16 protein-coding genes are annotated in these 23,000 nt (G+C 39.5%); 5 read left to right on the top strand and 11 right to left on the bottom strand.

Features of this window, described 5'->3' with window-relative positions:
- Positions 1-18: 18 nt before the first annotated feature.
- Entirely contained in the window at positions 19-1,215 is a 1,197-nt protein-coding gene (locus tag CUB63_RS12240) for an amino acid aminotransferase (RefSeq protein WP_109848137.1), read from the top strand.
- Between the two features lie 106 nt (positions 1,216-1,321).
- Here CUB63_RS12240 and CUB63_RS12235 read toward each other — a convergent pair whose 3' ends face one another.
- From CUB63_RS12235 to uvrA, 3 genes are all read right to left on the bottom strand, one after another.
- On the bottom strand, positions 1,322-2,671 hold the full coding sequence (locus CUB63_RS12235) for an L-cysteine desulfidase family protein (RefSeq protein ID WP_109848136.1): 1,350 nt from the start codon (positions 2,669-2,671) through the stop codon (positions 1,322-1,324).
- Positions 2,672-2,735: 64 nt separating this feature from the next.
- Entirely contained in the window at positions 2,736-4,067 is a 1,332-nt protein-coding gene (locus CUB63_RS12230) for an SLC5/6 family protein (RefSeq protein WP_006536365.1), read from the bottom strand.
- A gap of 664 nt (positions 4,068-4,731) precedes the next feature.
- Positions 4,732-7,566 (bottom strand): excinuclease ABC subunit UvrA, encoded by a 2,835-nt coding sequence (gene uvrA / locus CUB63_RS12225; protein WP_109848135.1) that lies wholly within the window; start codon positions 7,564-7,566, stop codon positions 4,732-4,734.
- A 252-nt stretch (positions 7,567-7,818) separates the two neighbouring features.
- Here uvrA and ssb1 point away from each other — a divergent pair, with 252 nt between their 5' ends.
- Positions 7,819-8,343 carry a single-stranded DNA-binding protein SSB1 gene (gene ssb1, locus CUB63_RS12220; RefSeq protein ID WP_072065188.1) on the top strand — a complete coding sequence of 175 codons (525 nt, stop codon included), beginning with the start codon at positions 7,819-7,821 and terminating at the stop codon, positions 8,341-8,343.
- 338 nt (positions 8,344-8,681) lie between these two features.
- On the top strand, positions 8,682-9,212 hold the full coding sequence (gene zur / locus CUB63_RS12215; protein ID WP_006536370.1) for a zinc uptake transcriptional repressor Zur: 531 nt from the start codon (positions 8,682-8,684) through the stop codon (positions 9,210-9,212).
- 46 nt (positions 9,213-9,258) lie between these two features.
- Here zur and CUB63_RS12210 read toward each other — a convergent pair whose 3' ends face one another.
- The 3 genes from CUB63_RS12210 to CUB63_RS12200 all read right to left on the bottom strand — a co-directional run bounded on the left by CUB63_RS12210 (position 9,259) and on the right by CUB63_RS12200 (position 10,760).
- Entirely contained in the window at positions 9,259-9,438 is a 180-nt protein-coding gene (locus tag CUB63_RS12210; protein ID WP_109848134.1) for a type II toxin-antitoxin system RelE family toxin, read from the bottom strand.
- Positions 9,439-9,649: 211 nt separating this feature from the next.
- Positions 9,650-10,261, bottom strand: coding sequence for a transcriptional repressor LexA (lexA, locus tag CUB63_RS12205; RefSeq protein ID WP_023583074.1), 612 nt, complete (start codon positions 10,259-10,261; stop codon positions 9,650-9,652).
- A gap of 127 nt (positions 10,262-10,388) precedes the next feature.
- On the bottom strand, positions 10,389-10,760 hold the full coding sequence (locus tag CUB63_RS12200) for a diacylglycerol kinase (protein WP_006536373.1): 372 nt from the start codon (positions 10,758-10,760) through the stop codon (positions 10,389-10,391).
- Between the two features lie 130 nt (positions 10,761-10,890).
- Between CUB63_RS12200 and plsB the strand changes: the two genes are divergently transcribed.
- The gene (plsB, locus tag CUB63_RS12195; RefSeq protein WP_109400130.1) at positions 10,891-13,374 is read left to right on the top strand and encodes a glycerol-3-phosphate 1-O-acyltransferase PlsB; all 2,484 of its coding nucleotides are present in this window, start codon (positions 10,891-10,893) and stop codon (positions 13,372-13,374) included.
- Positions 13,375-13,476: 102 nt separating this feature from the next.
- Here plsB and ubiA read toward each other — a convergent pair whose 3' ends face one another.
- The 3 genes from ubiA to pgi all read right to left on the bottom strand — a co-directional run bounded on the left by ubiA (position 13,477) and on the right by pgi (position 16,737).
- Positions 13,477-14,331 (bottom strand): 4-hydroxybenzoate octaprenyltransferase, encoded by an 855-nt coding sequence (gene ubiA / locus CUB63_RS12190; protein WP_006536376.1) that lies wholly within the window; start codon positions 14,329-14,331, stop codon positions 13,477-13,479.
- Between the two features lie 28 nt (positions 14,332-14,359).
- Entirely contained in the window at positions 14,360-14,869 is a 510-nt protein-coding gene (gene ubiC / locus CUB63_RS12185) for a chorismate lyase (protein ID WP_072065203.1), read from the bottom strand.
- 221 nt (positions 14,870-15,090) lie between these two features.
- Positions 15,091-16,737: a glucose-6-phosphate isomerase gene (gene pgi, locus CUB63_RS12180; protein WP_109400131.1), complete on the bottom strand. Its 1,647-nt coding sequence runs from the start codon at positions 16,735-16,737 to the stop codon at positions 15,091-15,093.
- A gap of 266 nt (positions 16,738-17,003) precedes the next feature.
- Between pgi and lysC the strand changes: the two genes are divergently transcribed.
- Positions 17,004-18,383, top strand: coding sequence for a lysine-sensitive aspartokinase 3 (lysC, locus tag CUB63_RS12175; RefSeq protein WP_006536381.1), 1,380 nt, complete (start codon positions 17,004-17,006; stop codon positions 18,381-18,383).
- A gap of 88 nt (positions 18,384-18,471) precedes the next feature.
- Here the strand turns inward: lysC and CUB63_RS12170 are convergent, their stop codons facing one another.
- Together CUB63_RS12170 and metH are read right to left on the bottom strand one after the other, a co-directional pair.
- Positions 18,472-19,050, bottom strand: a complete 579-nt coding sequence (locus CUB63_RS12170) for a hypothetical protein (RefSeq protein ID WP_229096596.1) — start codon at positions 19,048-19,050, stop codon at positions 18,472-18,474.
- Positions 19,051-19,182: 132 nt separating this feature from the next.
- Positions 19,183-22,860, bottom strand: coding sequence for a methionine synthase (gene metH, locus CUB63_RS12165; RefSeq protein ID WP_109848133.1), 3,678 nt, complete (start codon positions 22,858-22,860; stop codon positions 19,183-19,185).
- Positions 22,861-23,000 lie beyond the last annotated feature (140 nt).

Genomic DNA, 23,000 nt, shown 5'->3' with positions numbered 1-23,000 from the left:
GTGATTGGAGAAGAAGCCGTGTTTCAACAGGTTGAAGCGTTTCCGGGAGATCCGATTCTCTCATTGATGGATGTTTATAACAAAGACCCGCGTCAGGATAAAATTAATTTAAGCATTGGTCTTTATTATGATGAAGAAGGCAAGACCCCTATTTTAGGAACAGTGTCAGTTGCACGTCAACAGCTCAATGCCATGACCCCCACAGCAACACTTTATTTACCAATGGAAGGGCTAGCACCTTATCGTAGCGAAATTCAAGATCTCCTTTTCGGTGCAGATAATCCTCTAATTGCAGAAAAGAAAATAGCCACAATCCAAACATTAGGTGGATCAGGTGCATTAAAAGTGGGTGCTGATTTTCTGCATCGCTATTTCCCAGGATCAGAAGTGTGGATAAGTGATCCAACTTGGGATAATCATCGTTCTATTTTTGCAGGCTCAGGTTTCAAAGTGAATGACTACCCTTACTTTGATCCTAAAACCAAAGGCGTAAAATTTGAAGCACTTTTAGATTGCTTTAAAAAACTGCCTGAAAAAAGCATTGTATTGATGCATCCTTGTTGCCATAACCCAACAGGTTCTGATCTGACTAAAGATCAATGGGATCAAGTCACTGAAGTATTAAAAGCTCGCCAAGCAATTCCATTTTTAGATATTGCTTATCAAGGATTTGCTGAAAACTTAGATGATGACGCTTACGCGATCCGTACTATGGCAAAAGCAGGATTACCGATACTTATCAGTAACTCTTTTTCAAAAATATTTGGGATCTACGGTGAACGTGCTGGCGGCTTATCCGTTGTTTGTGATAATGCCACTGAATGCGAACATGTGTTAGGTCAGTTGAAAGCGGGTGTACGTCGTATCTATTCAAGCCCTGCAAACTATGGTGCACAAATTGTCAATAAAGTGCTATCAGACCAAGTTTTAACTGCACAATGGCAAAAAGAAGTCGCGCATATGCGTGATCGCATTAAAGAGATGCGTGTTACGTTAGTCAAAGCTTTAAAAGTTGCACTGCCTGAAAAGAATTTTGATCATCTATTAACTCAACGCGGTATGTTCAGCTATACCGGCTTTACACAAGCACAAGTTGATAGATTACGTGACGAATTTGGTATTTATCTTGTTGGTACTGGCCGTGTTTGTATGGCAGGTGTTAATACCGGTAATGTTCAGCGTATTGCTCAAGCCTTTGCGGCTGTGAGTATTTAAACCAATTAACACGATTTCATGATAAAAAAATACCTGCCTATTTTTCATAAGCAGGTATTTCTTTTTACTGCATCACAACATTACTGTCGCTTTAGGTTTTCACCTTTTATATATTGACAACTTGCTTCTTTTCCCCAGCATTACGACGCGCTTTTTCTTCCATAATCTCAATGATTTGAATATCGGTATGTTGCATTGCATGACTCGCTAATGCACAGAGATTCGCTATTGAGCTATCAACATTGTCGCTGACAATACCATCAGTACCCGCAACACTTTGATTTTGCATCGCCATCAATACTGCTTTATAGGCACTCGCTGCACTACTTGATACTTTCATTGCACAGCTATTGGATGCGCCATCACAGATAATGCCACTGATATCACCAATCATACTGTTGATAGACATACTGACAGTGGTGAAATCTTTTGTCAGTAACCATGCCATTCCTGCTGCTGCCCCCATTGAAGCTGTAGTTGCAGCACAAAGAGCAGAAAGCGGTGGAAAATGGCTATGGACATAAATTGCCATTAAGTGTGATAAAACTAACGCACGCAATAAAGTTTCATCATCTGCTTTAATAAATTCAGCAACAACCATTACGGGCAATGTTGCGGCAATACCCTGATTACCAGAGCCTGAGTTACTCATTGCAGGTAATACCGCTCCCCCCATGCGAGCATCAGAAGCTGCTGATGCTCTGATCATGATTTCACTAAGTAAGTCTTTACCTAACAAACCTTTCTCTTGTTGCAGAATTAAGGTGCGGCCAATGGCTAATCCATAGGTGTTTTGTAGCCCCTCTTCTGATAAAGCACCGTTTAAACGAGCAGCATTAAGCATAAACTCAATTTCGCTCACGGGTACATTAAGTGCGAAGTTATAGATATCTTCAGCACAAACATCAGTAAAAGGTTTTTCATCAGTACATGCACCATTATTGGTAAGTGCTGATTTATCTTCTTCAAAAACAACGCTACCGTTACATTCACAACGAACAACGTGTGTATGCTCTCTTGCAATACTGACGATGGCATAACCAGATTGGCTATACACTTTCGCTTCAGAATAAAGAACATCCTCACAAGGTGCTTTTACACCCACGGTGACTTTACCTTGAGCAACCAGTGTTTTAGCTTGAGCAACCGCATCAGCGGATGCTTTTAATAAGACCTCCAATCCAGCATCAGGATCTCCTCCTGTCGCACCTAATGCTGCCGCAATAGGTAGCCCAGCCATTCCCGTTCCCGGCACTGTTACGCCCATTCCGTTTTTCATCAAGTTTGGCGAAACCCAAGCTTCGATACGAACAACTGGCTCTCCTAAAAGTGCAGTTGCTTTCGCTGCTGCCAATGCTAATGATATTGGCTCAGTGCAACCGACTGCAGGCTTAACACCTTCACGTAACTGACGAACAAACTGTGACCATAAATGAGAATTTTTGTTCTGGCTCATAATCTAACACCTTGGATTAATTTAGTTTTTAAAAACAACTCCTAACTAGAACCGAAGCTGGCGACTATGAAAATGCCAAGAACGGAGAGATAACGAGCAGTAAACCGGTAAAGATAATCAGATAGAGTGACGCACCTTTGTATTTGTGTAACATAGGTACTTTGTACACTAAGTATGCAGGGATAAGACAACCCACCATACCGAAGATTGGGCTACAAATTGAAGTGAAGCTTAGTACTGGTGCATTAAGGATGATTGCACCCCATGCCAGTAGCACAGCGAAAATCATGATGCCATTTTGTACCCATTTTTGGTTGATTTTTTCTAATGGGATATAACGTTGCAGAATGTTCATGACGATCCCTTGTGTCGCCTCACGGAAACCTAAGTAGACACCAAAGAATGCCGTCATTACAGCGAAGATATTCAGCATAACGCTTACTACTGTAACCCAACCGCCAGGGAAGAATTTCGCAGCAATCGCTAATGCAGAGATATTTTGTTCATACGCTTTAACGGCTTCATCATGACCCATTGCTAATGTGAATGAGATTGCATAGAAGAAAACTGTACAGAACAACACACCAAACGCGATGTTCATTGCACGTAACGCTTTGTGACGAGCAACTTCACGGTTTTTATTACGACCACGGTAAGAGATAACCATTGGACTTAATGTTTGGATAAACAGAATTGAAGTCAGTGTAAAAGGTAATGTAATGATTGCTTCTTTGATTAAACGTCCAGCAGGTGGTAATGCTCCTACGTTATAAAGGTGCCACATACCAATCATGGAGAGCCCTAACGCAGCAACAACCAGCAGTTTAGTCAGCACCATAAAGCTTGATAATTTAAACAGTAATTGCTCACCACGAGAAGAGATGGCCACTAAAGCACAAATCAGGATCAATCCATAGAATGGGTTTTCTGACAGTAAACTTTCAGTCACACCAAATGTTTGTAAGTAAGAAGCACTGTCATTGGTGATGGCTGTTGAGTAAACAAACATCCAAATGACCAACATAACAAAGTAAAGTGCGCCTAATAAAATACCCCAGTTTTTACCAAGATAACCTGTGATAACGCTTGGGTAGTCTTTACACTCTGGAGATTCAGCCAACGTATTAATAAATAGACGTTGGAAAAGGTACATCGCTGGATAACCAATCAGTGAGGATAGTAGGAAAACCCATAATCCCATCAGGCCTACCTGTACAGGTAAAAACACAATACCTGCACCGATCGCCATACCGATGCTCATGATAACCCAGCCCACATCATTGCCGTCGAATTTAATAGCTGCACGCCATTCTTGTTCAGTCATACCTGCGCGACGCGCGCCAGCACTAGTTGCGGGATAGCTTGTTGTCTCTGTTTTTGAGGAAGCCGTTTCCATATTAGTACTCACTTTTATATTGTAATTGTTAATAGCAAAACGAATTTTGGGGGTAAAAAGTCTATCTAACATTGCGATGTCAAAATAACCTTACTCTTTGCAGGTATTATTTATTATGGGTAAATGATAGGAAATATTACGGAGAAAAAAGTTGTTATAAATCGTGATAGCCCGAAATGATTTGGAAAAAAATTCTATCGTAAGGAGAAAAGTAGGATTATCTGTTCAAAGAGCACAGTAAATAATAACCTACCTTCTACCGCGACCTTTAAAAGCAAGTAAATATTTGATAAATAACGAAAAATACATATTGTTATACAATAATAGTCAAGTATAACAATTGAAACAAATCACCAAATAAACTGTGCTGTCTATCACGATATACTATGATAATCCTTTCTATTTAGCTTTGTTATCTCGTATTTGGTTAAAATACTGTTACAAAATAGCATAATTAACCATTTAATCTGTTTTTTATAAAAATAGACGATTGATAAGATAAAAATAGATAAGGAAGTGTATAACCAAAAGAGAATACTTTTTTCGATAGAATTAAATTCTATCGTACTTCATGGATTTACTTTTCTTGAAGAAATCGCGCTACAAACAAGAAAGAAGTTATTGTCTGTAGCGCTTAGATCATAAGGAAATAAGTGGCGTGATCTTAATAACCGCGTTCTAAGATTGGTTTTAAGAATCTTGCAGTATGTGAGCCTTCAAACTCTGCAACGTGTTCTGGTGTACCTGACACTAAAATTTGGCCACCACCGCTTCCGCCTTCAGGGCCAAGATCCACAATCCAGTCGGCTGTTTTGATCACATCAAGATTGTGTTCAATCACAACAATGGTATTACCTTGGTCGCGTAACTTATGAAGCACGTCAAGTAACAGCTCAATATCAGCAAAGTGAAGTCCTGTTGTGGGTTCATCGAGAATATAGAGAGTCTGTCCCGTACCACGTTTTGACAACTCTTTTGCTAACTTAACCCGCTGCGCTTCACCGCCCGATAACGTCGTTGCTGATTGTCCCAAGCGAATATAAGAAAGGCCAACATCAATCAATGTTTGTAGCTTACGAGCCAATGCTGGCACAGCATCAAAGAACTCTCTCGCCTCTTCAATGGTCATATCTAACGCTTCGTGGATATTTTTTCCTTTGTATTTAACTTCAAGAGTTTCACGGTTATAACGCTGGCCTTTACATTGATCACAAGGTACATACACATCAGGTAAAAAATGCATTTCAACTTTTAAAACGCCATCACCTTGGCAAGCTTCACAACGCCCACCTTTTACGTTGAAACTGAACCGTCCCGGTGTATAACCACGAGTACGAGATTCAGGTACACCCGCAAATAGCTCACGAATAGGTGTAAAGACACCGGTATAAGTTGCGGGGTTTGAACGAGGAGTACGACCAATTGGGCTTTGGTTAATATCAATCACTTTATCGAAATATTCTAGCCCTTCAACATCTAAATAAGGTGCAGGTACACTATTTGTTGCCCCATTTAATTGGCGTTGTGCGATAGGAAATAACGTATCGTTGATCAACGTTGATTTACCTGATCCTGAAACACCTGTAATACAGGTAAATAAACCTACTGGTAATTTTAGATTTACATTTTTTAGGTTATTACCTTTTGCGCCAAGAATGGTCAGCATTTTTTCGCGATCAACAGGCACTCGTTGTTCTGGAATTGCGATGCGACGTTCACCACTTAAGAATTTCCCCGTTAATGAATTCGGGTTATTAATAATATCTTCAAGTGTCCCTTGAGCGACAATTTCACCACCATGAACACCTGCACCAGGACCAATATCAATAACATGATCAGCGGCACGGATGGCATCTTCGTCATGTTCTACGACGATCACAGTGTTACCCAAATTACGCAAGTGGATCAGCGTTTCAAGTAGACGATCGTTATCTCGTTGATGTAACCCTATCGAAGGTTCATCCAATACATACATCACACCAACTAATCCCGCACCAATCTGACTGGCTAAGCGAATACGTTGAGCTTCACCACCTGATAAAGTTTCTGCAGAACGAGAAAGTGTGAGGTAATTTAATCCCACATTGACCAAGAATTTTAATCGGTCACTGATCTCTTTTAAGACTTTTTCTGCAATCTTCGCTCGCTGACCGCTCAATTTTAGATTTTGGAAAAAGGTCATGGCATGACCAATACTGTAATCTGCTATTTCAGGCAATGTGGTGTTTTCAACATACACATGGCGCGCTTCTCGGCGTAAACGTGTACCACCACAAGAAGCACAAGAACGATTACTAATATATTTAGAAAGCTCTTCACGTACCGCACTAGATTCTGTCTCGCGGTAACGGCGTTCCATATTATTTAATACACCTTCAAAAGGATGATGACGAACAACAACATCACCACGATCGTTTGTGTATTTAAATTCAATATTCTCTTTGCCTGATCCCGTTAAAATGACTTTTTGAATATTATCTGGTAACGAATTAAATGGTGCTTCAACATCAAAATGATAGTGCTCACCCAATGAGCGTAACATTTGGAAATAGTAGAAGTTACGGCGATCCCACCCTTTGATGGCACCACCAGCAAGGGAGATGTCTCTATTTTGGATCACTAATTCAGGATCAAAAAATTGCTGAACACCTAAACCATCACAAGTTGGACAAGCCCCTGCGGGGTTATTAAAAGAGAATAAACGAGGTTCTAACTCGCTCATGCTGTAGCCACAAACAGGACAAGCAAAGTTTGCAGAAAAAATAATGTCTTCTGCATTGTTATCATCCATATCAGAGATAACGGCAGTACCACCTGAAAGTTCTAACGCAGTTTCAAAAGATTCCGCTAAGCGTTGAGCCAGATCGTCACGTACTTTAAAACGGTCAATTACCACTTCAATGGTATGTTTTTTCTGTAATTCTAATGTTGGTGGATCAGAAAGATCGCACACTTCGCCATCAATACGCGCACGAATATAACCTTGAGCAGCAAGATTATTGAGTAGCTTAATATGCTCACCTTTACGTTCTTTCACCACAGGTGCTAACAGCATTAAGCGCTTACCCTCTGGTTGCTCAAGTACATTATCAACCATTTGGCTCACTGTTTGAGCGGCTAATGGAATATCATGATCAGGGCAACGAGGTTCACCAACACGCGCAAATAAGAGACGTAGGTAATCGTGTATTTCGGTGATGGTTCCCACCGTTGAACGTGGGTTATGTGATGTAGATTTTTGTTCAATCGAAATAGCGGGAGATAAACCTTCAATGTGATCAACATCAGGCTTTTCCATTAACGAAAGAAACTGACGAGCATAAGCAGAAAGTGATTCAACATAACGTCGTTGCCCTTCTGCATAAAGCGTATCAAAGGCTAAAGAGGATTTACCTGAGCCTGAAAGTCCCGTAATAACAATAAGTTTATCGCGAGGAATGACCAAATTGATATTTTTTAGATTATGGGTGCGAGCGCCCCGTACTTCGATTTTATCCATGAATATATCCCGGATTGAGAGAGTCGCCGAAAAAGAAATAATCGGATAATTATGACACAAAGTTAACTGAATGGATATACAGTATATATAGTGAAATTGAATGATGATGTAAACCTGTCATTTTGAGACAAAAAAATTTCGACAATGTTCACAATTGAGAAATTCATCACACGTCATATTCAAATTTTAGCGTACGTGATAAACTTATTCGCTTATGATTTCAAAAAATTTACTTTCGCAGGAGTACCTCACATGGCGAGCAGAGGCGTAAACAAAGTTATTCTTATCGGTAATTTAGGGCAGGATCCAGAAATCCGTTATATGCCAAGTGGCGGTGCAGTTGCCAACCTAACATTGGCAACATCAGAAAGCTGGCGCGATAAACAAACCGGTGAAATGAAAGAAAAAACCGAGTGGCACCGTGTGGTAATTTTCGGCAAATTAGCGGAAATTGCAGGCGAATATCTGCGTAAAGGTTCACAAGTGTATATCGAAGGCCAATTACAAACACGTAAATGGCAAGACCAAAGCGGCCAAGACAGATATAGCACTGAAGTTGTTGTTAATATCGGCGGCACAATGCAGATGTTAGGTGGCCGTGGCGGCCAAGATAGCGCGCCATCTCAAGGTGGCCAAGGCGGTTGGGGTCAACCACAACAGCCACAAGCATCACAACAATTTAGCGGTGGTGCTCAATCTCGCCCACAACAACCCGCTGCAGCTCCAGCACCAAGCAATGAACCACCAATGGATTTTGATGACGACATTCCGTTTTAAGGTTCAGAAAAAATTATCTAAAATCATCTAAAAAATTAACCCAGCTTAGGCTGGGTTTTTTGTTACTAATGGCCAGTACATATCAAACATGAAAAACCCTTTCGCCCATGTGAATCAACTTACTTTACACGATAAATTATTACATATTTATCTCTCTTTAAAAGTACCTACTTTATATTGTTGAAAGAAAACATGTTTTTTTATCGAACATCAGATCCTGTTAAAAAGGATGTAATCCTACAGTTATTTTCACAAAACCCCACTTTACACAAAGGTTTACTCTTGAAAAATATGATAGGATCTATGTTATTAACAACGTCTGAGAGCATCTTATCCCCATGAATGAAGAGAAATTGCTCGCTCAGGCAGAAAAGATCTGCCAGAAACGAGGTGTTCGCCTGACTTCACAACGTCTGGCAGTATTACGTCTGATAATCCAGCAACCTTCTGCTATCAGCGCATATGATTTGTTGGATTTATTACGCCAAGTTGAGCCTCAAGCAAAACCGCCAACAGTCTATCGCGGATTAGAGTTTTTACTTGAGCAAGGATTTATTCATAAAATAGAATCCACCAACAGTTATGTGCTTTGTCATCATTTTGATGATGTTGAACATACGTCAGTAATGCTAATTTGTGACCGTTGCTTATCTGTCACTGAAAAGAATAGTCATAAAATCGAAGATGCGATTTCATTACTAGCAAAAGAGAGTGGATTTCATTTACGACATAGCGTCATCGAAATTCATGGATTGTGTTCACAATGCCATGAAGCACAAGAGTGTACCCATCCTGAAGGTTGTCATCATGATCATAGTATGGATGATAATCTTAAGCAGAAAAAAACCGGCGACTATAAGCCTCGTTAAACTTATAAAATACAAAAAGCCAGCTAAATGCTGGCTAATACGTGTTCTACTTTTGAATTCTCATTTCAGCTAATGAATAAGCTTTACTTTCTTCACGCTTACCAATAGCAATAACTAAAATAACGGCTTCTGAATCAATAATTTGGTAAACCAATCGAAAACCAGATGCTCGTAATTTAATCTTATAGCATTTGAAGGAGATAGATTCATTTTTCAACCACTTGATAAGCTTCTTTTTTTAGCTCATCGCCTACTCTAACTTGTATTGTTGTCATAAACACCTCCGTAATTAAAACTTATCAGATTGTAATTACATTTGTAGTGTAATGGTGTTTTTTTATACAAATTAGAAAAATAAAAAATGCAGATGATTTTATGTTTTTACACATCATCTGCATCTTTTTAAAATAAGTTGTGTTGACTTACTTCGGTACAAATTACAGCCATTCGCCGTTACGAATAACCCCAACGGCTAAACCTTCCACAGTAAAGCTTTGTTCGCGTAAATCGACGATAATTGGTGAAAACTCTGGGTTTTCTGCATGAAGCTCAATTTTATTACCGCTTTTCTTGAAGCGCTTTACTGTCACTTCATCTTCAATACGCGCCACAATCACTTGCCCATTGTGAACATCTTGCGTTTTATGCACAGCAAGTAAATCACCATCCATAATACCGATATCTTTCATTGACATGCCATTAACACGCAATAAAAAATCTGCACTTGGTTTAAATAGCATTGGGTCAACTTGATAATGGCTTTCAATATGCTCTTGCGCTAAAAGTGGTTCACCCGCCGCGACTCGCCCAATTAATGGCAATCCTTCTGGCTCTTCTTCCATTAGCAAACGGATACCTCTGGATGCACCAGAGACAATTTCTATCACGCCTTTACGAGCAAGAGCTTTTAAGTGCTCTTCTGCCGCATTTGGTGAGCGAAACCCAAGCTGGGAAGCTATTTCAGCCCGTGTTGGTGGCATACCCGTTTGCGAAATGTGATCACGAACCAAATCGTAAACCTGCTGCTGCCTTGCAGTTAATGCTTTCATTCCGCCCCCTGTTTGTTTATACAGTCAAACTGTGAGTATATACAGGTATATGACGATTTGAAACCTAAAATGAATATAAAACACGCATCTCTGGATTATTTTTCGACAAAAAGCGAAATTTTTAACTTTATGCGAAGAAATGCCCCCAAAGAATGGTTACCCAAGTAAATAATCCCAATATAATAGCAATCAGAACGGCGGCAGAACCCATATCTTTTGCACGTCCGGATAATTCATGGTATTCAGATCCAATTCGATCGACAACCGCTTCTATTGCGCTATTTACCAGTTCCAAGATCACAACCAATACAACGGAACCAATGAGTAAAATGCGCTCTAGACCACTGACATCGATGAAAAATGAAAGGATAATTGCAACCAAGGTCACAATTGCTTCTTGTCTAAAAGCGGCTTCATTAATCCAAGCGGCACGAATGCCTTTGTATGAATAGCCACCTGCTTTGATGATTCGGGTAAGACCTTTATTTTGATTAGCCATAATAAACTCTATCGAAAACAAACGATTATTTTGCCACTTTTCTCTATTAATATTGTCACAGCACCACAGATCTACGAAAGACTTTCTGTTATGCTTTCGAAGTATTGCTAATAAGAGGCTACAACTATTTATGTCAGCTTGGCGTAAACTATATTATAACACATTGAATTTACCACTAAAATTACTGGTAAAAAGCAAACGAGTTCCGACTGATCCTATCACTGAATTAGGGTTAGATACGTCGCGATCTTTCCTTTATGTTCTGCCTTATCATTCAAAGGCGGACTTACTGACATTAAGACAGCAATGTTTATCTTTAGGATTGCCTGATCCACTGCAACCCATTGAGATAGGCGGTACGAAGCTTCCTGCTTATGTCTTTATTGATGACGGCCCAAGAGTATTCCGTTACTACTCCCCCGATCCTCGTAAAGATTCCGTGAAGACATTCCACGCTTATCTTGATGCACATCGTAATAACCCACATCTTGATATCGAGATGTTGCCAGTTTCTGTGATGTTTGGACGCTCTCCTGGTCGTGAAGGCCATAATGGTGTTCCACATTTACGCGTGCTTAACGGTATCCAAAAATTTATCGCTATCCTCTGGTTAGGTCGTGATAGTTTTGTTCGTTTTTCACCCACTGTATCAATGCGTGAAATGGCGAACGAACACGGCACGGACACGAGTATAGCGAGAAAACTTGCACGTGTTGCACGTATTCACTTTTCACGCCAGCGTTTAGCCGCTGTTGGCCCTAAATTGCCAGCACGCCAAGATCTCTTCAATAAATTGCTTTCATCAAAAGCAATTGAAAAAGCGATTGAAGATGAATCAAAAGCGAAGAAAATCTCACTTGACAAAGCGCGTAAAAATGCCACAGATATCATGGAAGAAATTGCAGCTAATTTCTCATATGAAGCAGTGCGTATTAGTGATCGCGTATTAAGTTGGACATGGAATAAGCTCTACCAAGGTATCAACGTTTATAATGCCGAACGAGTACGTAAACTCGCGCAAGATGGGCATGAAATCGTGTATGTTCCTTGTCACCGTAGCCACATGGACTACTTACTGCTTTCTTATGTACTTTACCACCAAGGTTTAGTCCCCCCACATATAGCAGCAGGTATTAACCTCAATTTCTGGCCAGCCGGCCCTATTTTCCGCCGTTTAGGGGCTTTCTTTATTCGAAGAACCTTTAAAGGTAACAAGCTTTACTCCACCATTTTTCGTGAATATTTAGGCGAGCTATTTACACGTGGCTACTCCATTGAATATTTCGTTGAAGGTGGCCGCTCTCGTACAGGTCGATTGTTAGATCCTAAAACAGGAACACTTTCAATGACGGTACAAGCCATGTTGCGTGGTGAAACACGTCCTATCTCTGTTGTTCCAATTTACATTGGTTATGAACACGTTATGGAAGTGGCAACCTATGCCAAAGAATTACGTGGCGCAACAAAAGAGAAAGAAGGCTTTATGCAGATGGTCAGGGGATTACGTAAATTACGTAACCTTGGTCAAGGCTATGTGAACTTTGGTGAGCCAATTTCTGTTGTACAATACTTAAATCAAGCTGTACCACAATGGCGTGATGATATTGACCCCATTGAGCCACAGCGCCCAAGTTGGTTAAACCCAACAGTAAGCACACTCGCTGATAACATTATGGTTCATATCAATAATGCAGCATCTATTAATGCAATCAATCTTGTTTCAACAGCTTTATTGGCATCACGTCAACGCGCACTCACGAGAGAACAACTGTTAGAGCAAATAGATTGTTATCTACAATTATTACGCAATGTGCCCTATTCGACGGATATGATTGTGTCTGATAAAAACGCTAAAGCCTTATTAGAACACGCTCTACAGTCAGATAAATTCCAAGTCGAAAAAGACAGCTTGGGTGATATTGTGGTACTCCCTCGTGAAAGCGCGGTATTAATGACTTATTACCGCAATAACACAATCCACTTAATGATCACTCCGTCATTAATTGCAAGCATCGTCTTACATCATGAAAAAATTCATCGTGATGATTTGATGAAACAAGTTGAGCTCATCTTCCCTCTTATTAAAGCGGAACTATTTATTCGTTATGAGAAAGAAGAACTCCCTGAAGTCATTAATACTTTGATTGCAGAATTGTGCCGTCAGCGCCTGATTTGTTGTGATAGTGATGGCTTACTGCGTATCAACCCAGCGCGTATTCGTCCATTACAGCTTTTAGCCGCCAGCGTCAGAGAAACACTGCAACGCTATGGCATTACACTCTCTTTACTCAATTTTGCACCTGAAATTAGCCGTGCATTATTGGAAAAAGAGAGCCGTATCTTGGCACAACGTCTTTCAGTTTTGCATGGTATCAACGCACCTGAATTCTTTGATAAAGCGGTATTCTCTACCTTAGTTTCAACACTACGTGAAGAAGGGTATCTCAATGATAATGAAGATATCCTAAAAGCAGATGCATCTGCCCTTTACCAAGTGATTGCAAAATTAATGTCACCAGAAATTCGCTTAACCATTGAAAGCGTCGGGATCACTGAAGATAACAATTTAGTACAAACTGTTGACGAAAAAAGTGAGCCTAAAGCTGATGAATAATCAGTAAATAGCATTATGACCGAAATAGAAAAGGGATAAGCTCATTGCTTATCCCTTTTTATTTCTACTCAATACTAGAGAATACTTTAGCGCTTATTTATCTTAAAAATAACTAAATAAAATACCCGCAAATAAAACAAAACCAACATAGTTATTATTCATAAAAGCTTGAAAACACGGCGCTCTTTCACGCTCTGCAATAAGCTTCTGTTGATAAATAAACAGAGCTGTGACTAACAATAGCGACCAGTAGTAGATACCTTTCAAATTCAGCAAAATACCAATACCCACTAATAATGCCAGCATCACCAGTTGTAAAATACCGATAATAATTTTGTCATAACGACCGAATAAAATAGCGGTAGATTTAACCCCTATTTTTATATCATCATTACGATCAACCATTGCATATTGCGTATCGTAAATAACAGACCAGACAATATTAACCAGGAATAATAGCCAGCACACTAACGGCAAAGTTTCAGAAACGGCGGCAAATCCCATTGGAATTGACCAACCAAAAGCCATACCTAAAATAAGCTGAGGTAAGTTACTAAACCGTTTAACGAAAGGATAAAACCACGCCAGTGCAAGCCCTGCCACAGAGAGCCAAATAGTCATGGTGTTAAGTGTTAGAACTAATGCAAATGACAAGAGTACCAAAACGATAAATAAGATTTTGCTCTCTTTTTCTGTCACTGCCCCACTAGGTAATGGTCTATTTTTAGTTCGTTCAACACTGCCATCAATTTTTCGGTCAGCAAAGTCGTTTATTACACACCCAGCGGCACGCATAGAGAACACGCCAATAGTAAAGACAATCAGAATATGCCAATCTGGAAAGCCTTTAGCGGCAATCCACAAAGCCCAATAAGTTGGCCAAAGTAGTAATAGCGCTCCGATAGGTTTATCTATACGCATTAAACGGCTATATGCTTGCCATTTACTTTGCGTCATACTTCCCTCCAATTTTAGCTCCCCTTAATTACTTCTCATAAACTGGTGATGCAGGTAGAAACATCTCGGTTAATAATAAAGGTTTATCTGAAAGCTGAAAACGAGAACGGCGTAACCAATACCCATTTTGTTGCCCGATATGAATAAAATCACGACTTAAGGTTGTTTCCTGAAACAGATAACGCCCAAGTGGAACGGTTCTTAGATTGACCAGTTTTCTGTCTTCGCCTGTCAATGTCTCTTCTGGCACTAACGTCCGCCCTAATAACCAAGGAATATCATCACCACACAATACCACTTCTCTTAACCAATAACGCTGACTTTTGGGTAAACACGCTCTTTCGTCAGCAGGTTCAATAAAGTCAACAAATCCTTCTTGGTAAGGCATTACAGTGACTTTATTACAATATTGCTCAAAACGTCGAGTCATCGAGCCTAATTCCATTAACCAACTTAATGTACTTTCTTTAATACTTTCGTGTTCCTCATTAGGTAACCAATGGATAGGAGCGGGAGTAATTATTGATTTTTTGAACATTATTTCATCATCACGCGTTGATGATCCTAGCTTATGCGATTTATTATTCATAAGGATATCATGATGTGACTCAGGGAAGTTAAAAGCTGATAACATTTCGCATAAATAATCTAAAAAAGCGTTAAAAGAAAATTAGATTGAGCACGAAACATTCGAAAAATAAAGGAGGCCATAAAAACCTCCTTTGTATCTAACCGACTACTTATATTCAGTTTATTCGATTAACGCCATGCTTTATAACGATTAATCAGATTATTTGTTGAGCTATCATGGCTGTTAACACTTTCCTTACCTTCTAATTCAGGAAGAATGCGGTTAGCTAGCTGTTTACCTAATTCAACACCCCATTGGTCAAACGTGAAGATATTGAAAATAACACCTTGTACAAAGATCTTATGTTCATACATGGCAATCAATGCACCCAATGAATAAGGCGTAATTTCTTTTAATAAAATAGAGTTTGTTGGTCGATTACCTTCAAATACTTTAAAAGGTGCAACATAGTCCATGGTTTTAGGATCTTTTCCTGCTGCGGCAAATTCAGCATCAACTTGCTCACGAGTTTTACCAAAAGCGAGTGCTTCTGTTTGAGCAAAGAAGTTAGACATCAGTTTTGCATGATGATCAGATAGAGGATTATGGCTAATTGCAGGTGCAATAAAATCACAAGGGATAATTTTTGTACCTTGATGGATCAGTTGATAAAACGCATGTTGGCCATTTGTACCCGGTTCGCCCCAAATAATAGGCCCTGTTTGGTAACTGACTTTATTTCCATCGCGATCAATATACTTACCATTTGACTCCATATTGCCTTGTTGGAAGTAAGCAGCAAAACGATGCATGTACTGATCGTATGGCAGAATCGCTTCAGTTTCTGTACCAAAAAAATTGTTATACCAAATGCCAATCAGTGCAAGGATTGTTGGGATGTTATTTTCAGCATCAGCGGTTCTAAAGTGGTTATCCATTGCATGAGCACCTTCCAGTAATTGCTCAAAGTTGTCATAACCAACAGATAACGCGATAGATAAACCAATTGCTGACCATAATGAATAACGACCACCGACCCAATCCCAAAACTCAAACATGTTGGCCGTATCAATACCAAATTTTTCAACTTCGGTGCTATTCGTAGATAACGCGACGAAATGTTTAGCGACAAAAGCACTCTCTTTCGCTGATGCTAAGAACCAATCTCTTGCTGAATGCGCATTTGTCATGGTCTCTTGTGTGGTAAATGTTTTTGACGCAATTAAGAATAATGTCGTTTCGGGATCACATTTTTTCAGTGTTTCGGCAATATGTGTACCATCAACATTCGAAACGAAATGCATAGTAAGGTGGTTTTTATACGGACGTAATGCTTCTGTTACCATATAAGGGCCGAGATCGGATCCACCGATACCAATATTCACAACATCAGTAATTGCTTTGCCTGTATAACCTTTCCATTCGCCACTAATAATACGTTCACTGAACTGTTTCATTTTATTCAGCACGGCATTAACTTCTGGCATGACATCTTTGCCATCAACGATGACGGGAGTATTGCTACGATTACGTAATGCGGTATGCAATACAGCACGATCTTCAGTACGGTTGATTTTTTCACCCGTAAACATGCTATGTATCGCACCTTCTACGTCACATTCCTTAGCCAAAGCCTGCAATTTATCTAATGTTTCTTTCGTAATACGGTTTTTTGAAAAATCCACTAGAATTTGGTCTGAAAATACTTTTGAAAATTGCTCAAAGCGTGATGGTTCCTGAGCAAAAAGTGTTTTCATCTCGGTATCTTTGATAACCGAAAAATGGTTTTCTAATGCCTTCCAGGCGAGTGTTTGGGTTGGGTTTACATTTTTCATTCACAATACTCTCTTAAGATTACAATCTGATATTCTCAGATTGTAGCCTGACATTTAATAGTTACAGTCAATTCTTTCTCATTTGATGATATTGGTCAAAACCATTCAACAAATCTAGTACTAATTACTTTCATAGGTAAAACCGATAATGCAGAGCTGATTATTAATTAAATTGATTATTCTTCACTCTACATTGACTCTCTACTTAATAACCGATATTTCTAAGTTGTGTCCAACATCTCATTTTTGCCTAAAGGAATACGACAATGACTGATAATACTGCTACGCCTTCATCTGCATCATCGCCATACACTATCGCTAAATTTGGTGGCACTAGTGTTGCTAACTATTCAGCAATGGAAAAGTGTGCAGATATTATTCTTAAACAAAAATCAGTTCGTGTCGTCGTTCTTTCGGCATCTGCGGGAATAACTAATTTATTAATTGAACTTGCATCAGGGACTGAACTTTCACAACGAGAAGCTTTACTCTCACAAGTGCGTGATATTGAGTATGCGATTATCAATCAGCTTTCTCAGCCAGAAATTATTTCTCAAGAAATAAATCGCCTGCTTGAGAATATTGAGATGCTCTCAGAAGCAGCGTCACTTGCCACATCTGATGCATTAACAGATGAATTAGTCAGCCACGGTGAATTAATGTCGACATTGCTCTTTGTTGAACTATTGCGTGAAAAAGGTGTACAAGCAGACTGGTTTGATGTCAGAAAAGTGATGAAAACCAACGATCTGTTTTGCCATGCTGAACCCGATATGATGCAATTAACAGAGCTCACACAAAGCCTTATTCAACCTCGTTTAGAGGAAACAGTGATTGTCACACAAGGCTTTATTGGTCAAGAGCCAAAAGGTAGAACAACAACGCTAGGTCGTGGTGGTAGTGATTATACCGCTGCATTGATTGGTGAGGCGCTGGGAATGTCTCGTGTAGATATCTGGACGGATGTACCGGGTATTTACAGCACTGATCCAAGAATAGTGCCAGAGGCACATCGTATTGATCAAATTGCCTTTGATGAAGCTGCAGAAATGGCAACTTTTGGCGCTAAAATTTTGCATCCTGCGACATTATTACCCGCAGTTCGTAGTGGTATTCCTGTATTTGTTGGCTCAAGTAAAGCCCCCGAAGAAGGTGGCACATTAGTTTGTGCTCAAACAGAAAATCCACCTGTATTTCGCGCGATTGCGCTACGTAGAAAACAAACTTTACTCACGTTACATAGCCTGAAAATGCTTCATGCACGCGGTTTTTTAGCAGAAATATTTACTATTTTATCGCGTCATCATATCTCTGTTGATGTGATAACCACATCTGAAGTAAGCATTGCGTTAACCCTCGATACAACAGGTACCACCAGCGCATCAGGTAGTTTATTAACCAATGCGCTCTTAACGGAACTATCCGCATTATGTCGTGTTGAAGTAGAAGAAAATTTGGCTCTGGTTGCGATTATCGGTAATTCACTCTCACAAGTGAATGGCTTAGGAAGCCAGATTTTTGGCGCATTAGAAAATTACAATATTCGAATGATAAGTCACGGCGCAAGTACCCATAATTTATGTTTATTAGTTGATGGGAAAGATGCGGATAATATTGTGCGTAAATTACATGATACACTGTTTTAATTAATGACTAATTTCAAGATATAGAAGAGAGATAAGACATTATTTCTCTTCTACTTTTCATACGTTACATTAAAAATACTTTATTTTTTTAATAGACTCGATAACCGCCATATTTTTTCGCAAATTGGTTAAATTTACCAAAATCAATTAAAGCAATTTCTAAAGAACGATGAGCTAGATGAGACATCTTTGCAATTTTCTCAACAAAAACTCGGTTATCTTCTAGTAACTTAGCGGTAAGCGTAACTGCAATGATTTCACACTCATTCGGAGTGACAATCCAACCATCATTAGTGGCAAATTTATGAATAGGAATATGACCTTCTTTGTCACTTTCTTTGGCTAATAACGCTTCTTCTTCTTTCATGGCTTGCTTAAATAACACAATTTCTTCATCAACAGGCTCAGGAGAAGTAGGAATTTTATGATAAATATAGTCTCCAACTTCTTCAATTCGTGCAGGCGTCATTTCTGCTTTTAGCCAAATATTGTCAAATGCTTTTTCGTCTAAAATTGCCTCTGTATCTAAACTTCCTGTTAATTGCATCAGATTTAAAAAAGCATTAATTAAAACTTCACTTAATGGATAATTCCCTTTTGCTAAAGAAGGAAACGGCACCTCAACGCCAGCAGGTGGGGTTTTCTGAAGGTACAAAGTATAGTTCATCGTCATGTCCTTTTTTCTGATACAGGCTTATAGCTTATACACCTTTAATGGGAACTGCGAGAGGAAATAACAAGGGGATATCGCTATCCCCTCTAGATTATTATATTGTTGAGATCTTAGAATAAAGACAAATTAAGACTCATACCCTAAATTAGGCGCTAACCAACGTTCAACTTCACTAACACTCATCCCTCGACGTTTTGCGTAATCGTCAACCTGATCTTTTTGAATTTGAGCAACTGCAAAATATTTACTTTCAGGATGACTAAAATACCAACCGGATACTGAAGCACCTGGCCACATTGCATAAGCATCTGTTAGCTTCATACCAATACGATTTTCAACATCAAGCAGTTGCCAAATTTTGGCTTTTTCTGTGTGTTCAGGACAAGCCGGATATCCCGGTGCAGGTCGTGTTCCTTGATATTTTTCTCGAATAAGCTCGTCATTAGAGAGAGCTTCATCAGGGTTATATCCCCAAATTTTTGTTCTCACTTGTTGGTGAAGGTATTCCGCAAAAGCTTCAGCAAGACGGTCTGATAATGCTTTCACCATAATCTTATTGTAATCATCATGAGCATTATCATAAGCATTGGCGAGCGTGTCTTCTTCTAACCCTCCTGTTACAGCAAAAGCACCGAAATAGTCAGGAACACCACTTTCTACAGGAGCAATAAAATCGGCTAAACAGTAGTTAGGAAACTCTTTTTTCTCTGTTTGCTGACGTAAATGGCAGCTATATAACAACGGTTGTTGCCTAGTTTCATCGCGATAAATCACAATATCATCACCGACACGATTTGCAGGAAATAACCCAACAATTCCTTTTGGTGTTAATAATTTTTCGTGACTTAATTTATCCAGCATCGCATTTGCATCGGCAAATACACGTTTTGCTTCTTCGCCCACCACGTCATCTTCTAAAATTCGAGGATATTTACCCGCTAAAGACCACGTCATAAAGAAAGGTGTCCAATCGATATACTCACGCAAGGTTTCAATACTTGCAGCGATCTCCTGCACGCCTAATTGATTAGGCTTTGGTGGTATGTAATTTTGCCAATCAATTTGTAGTGCATTCTGTCGTGCAGCTTCTAAAGAAACAGGAGGCGTACGAGGTTTTTTTCTGGCATATTGCTGGCGTACGACTTCATATTCACGCCGTGTTTTTGCAACAAAATCCGCTTTTTGTGTTTCAGATAATAGTGCGGCAACAACACCTACAGTTCTCGATGCATTTTGTACATAAACGGTAGGATGACTGTAATTGGGTTCTATTTTTACTGCCGTATGCGCTTTAGATGTTGTTGCTCCACCAATCATTAATGGTAAAGAAAAACCGCGCCTTTCCATCTCTTTAGCAACATTCACCATCTCATCCAGTGAAGGTGTGATCAGCCCTGAAAGACCAATAATATCGACTTTTTCATCAATTGCTGTTTGCAAAATTTTATCGCAAGGCACCATCACACCTAAATCGATAATTTCGTAGTTATTGCACTGTAAAACAACTCCGACAATATTTTTACCAATATCGTGAACATCCCCTTTTACGGTAGCGAGTAAAATTTTACCTGCGGAAGTACCTGATTGTTTTGTCGCTTGAATATAAGGTTCGAGATAAGCAACCGCTTGTTTCATCACACGAGCTGATTTCACAACTTGGGGTAAAAACATTTTGCCTTCGCCAAACAAATCACCCACTGTATTCATACCATTCATCAATGGCCCTTCGATGACTTCAATTGGGCTTGATGCTTGTTGACGACAAGCTTCCGTATCTTCAACAATAAATTCGGTGATCCCTTTTACTAACGCGTATTCTAAGCGTTTTTCTACATCCCATTGTCGCCATTCTGCTAACTGATGATTTTGCTCATCACTTTTACTTCCGCGATAACGCTCAGCAAGTGCTAATAAATTGTCGGTGCTCTCTTCATGGCGATTTAAAATGACGTCTTCAACCGCATTACGCAGTTCATCTGGTAATGAGTCGTAAATGGCAAGTTGCCCTGCATTCACAATTCCCATATCCATACCATTTTTGACGGCATAATAGAGAAAAACGGAGTGAATAGCCTCACGAACAGGATCGTTACCCCGAAATGAGAATGAAACGTTAGAGACCCCACCAGAAATTAAGGCATAAGGTAGTTGAGATTTAATATCTGCACAGACTTCAATAAAATCAACAGCATAATTATTATGTTCAGCAATACCAGTTGCAACGGCAAAAATATTAGGATCAAAAATAATATCTTCAGGTGGAAAACCTGCTTGCTCTGTTAATAACTGATAAGCTCGACGACAGATTTCGATTTTACGCTCTCGAGTATCCGCTTGCCCCACTTCATCAAACGCCATAACAACAACAGCGGCACCGTATTTACGCACCAATTTAGCGTGTTCAAGAAAAGGTATTTCTCCTTCTTTCATCGAAATAGAGTTAACAATGCCTTTGCCTTGAATGCATTTTAGTCCCTCTTCTATTACTTCCCATTTTGAAGAGTCGATCATCACCGGAACCTTGGCAATATCAGGCTCACCTGCAATAAGATTGAGAAAACGTGTCATAGCTTCCACCGCATCTAACATGCCTTCATCCATGTTGATATCGATGATTTGAGCACCATTTTCAACTTGCTGACGTGCAACATCCAATGCTTCTTGGTAATTGCCTTCTTTTATCAAGCGCTTAAATTTCGCAGAACCTGTGACGTTAGTTCGTTCCCCCACATTTACAAACAGTGAATTATCATCAATCACTAAAGGCTCTAAACCTGAAAGACGACACGCTTTCTTAAGAGTCGGTAATACTCTTGGTGCGATACCTTCTACTGCTTGTGAAATGGCAAGAATATGTGCAGGTGTTGTTCCACAACATCCCCCTACAATATTGAGAAAACCCGCTTGCGCCCATTCTTTAATTTGCTCAGCCATTTCTTGGGCATCTAAATCATAGCCTCCAAATGCATTAGGCAAACCAGCATTAGGGTGAGCACTAACATAAGTTTCAGAAATTTGTGAAAGTGTTTGAATATATTGACGTAATTCTTTAGGTCCTAACGCGCAGTTTAGACCAAATGAGAGCGCATCAGCATGACGTAAAGAGTGGTAGAACGCTTCTGTTGTTTGTCCTGTTAAGGTTCTCCCTGATGCATCTGTAATGGTGCCAGATATCATCACAGGTAATTCAATATTGAGCGATTCAAATTCACATTTAATCGCAAAAATAGCGGCTTTCGCGTTTAGAGTGTCGAAAATAGTTTCGACCATAATTAAATCAACACCACCTTTAATTAATCCGCGCGTTGCTTCTCGATAAGCTTCCACCAGCTTATCAAACGAAACATTACGAAAAGCTGGATCATTAACATCTGGGGATATAGATGCTGTTCTGTTTGTTGGCCCTAACACACCCGTGACATAGCGAGGTTTATCAGGTGTTAAGGCACTCCATTTATCTGCACAGGCTTTTGCTAATTTTGCAGCCTCTTCATTTAGCTCGAAACAGAGTGACTCCATGTGATAATCAGCCATCGCAATAGAAGTCGAGTTAAAGGTATTGGTTTCAACAATATCAGCACCCGCTTGAAAATAAGCATCATGTATATCCGCAATAATCTGGGGCTGTGTTAACACTAAAAGATCATTATTTCCTTTAACATCACAATTCCAATCAGCAAAACGTTCACCTCGATAATCAGCTTCTGTTAGTTGATATTGCTGGATCATTGTCCCCATTGCGCCATCAAGTACTAAGATGCGTTTTTCTAATGCTTCCACCAGTTGTTGTTTTATGTTTGCCACGTTGCTTCCTCTTAATCGAGAATGTTTTTATTCTTATTTCTTTATTTTTCTTTCGTTGTTTTTTTATCCTACCATATCTTTTTGCAAAGATTTCTAAGACGAAGATGAGAGATTTTCACTTAGTGATAAATACTTTTAAT

The organism is Proteus penneri (genome assembly GCF_003144535.1).
Lineage (GTDB): Bacteria > Pseudomonadota > Gammaproteobacteria > Enterobacterales > Enterobacteriaceae > Proteus > Proteus penneri.
Note: the sequence above shows the minus strand (reverse complement) of the source record. Positions and strands in the feature narration are given on the sequence as shown.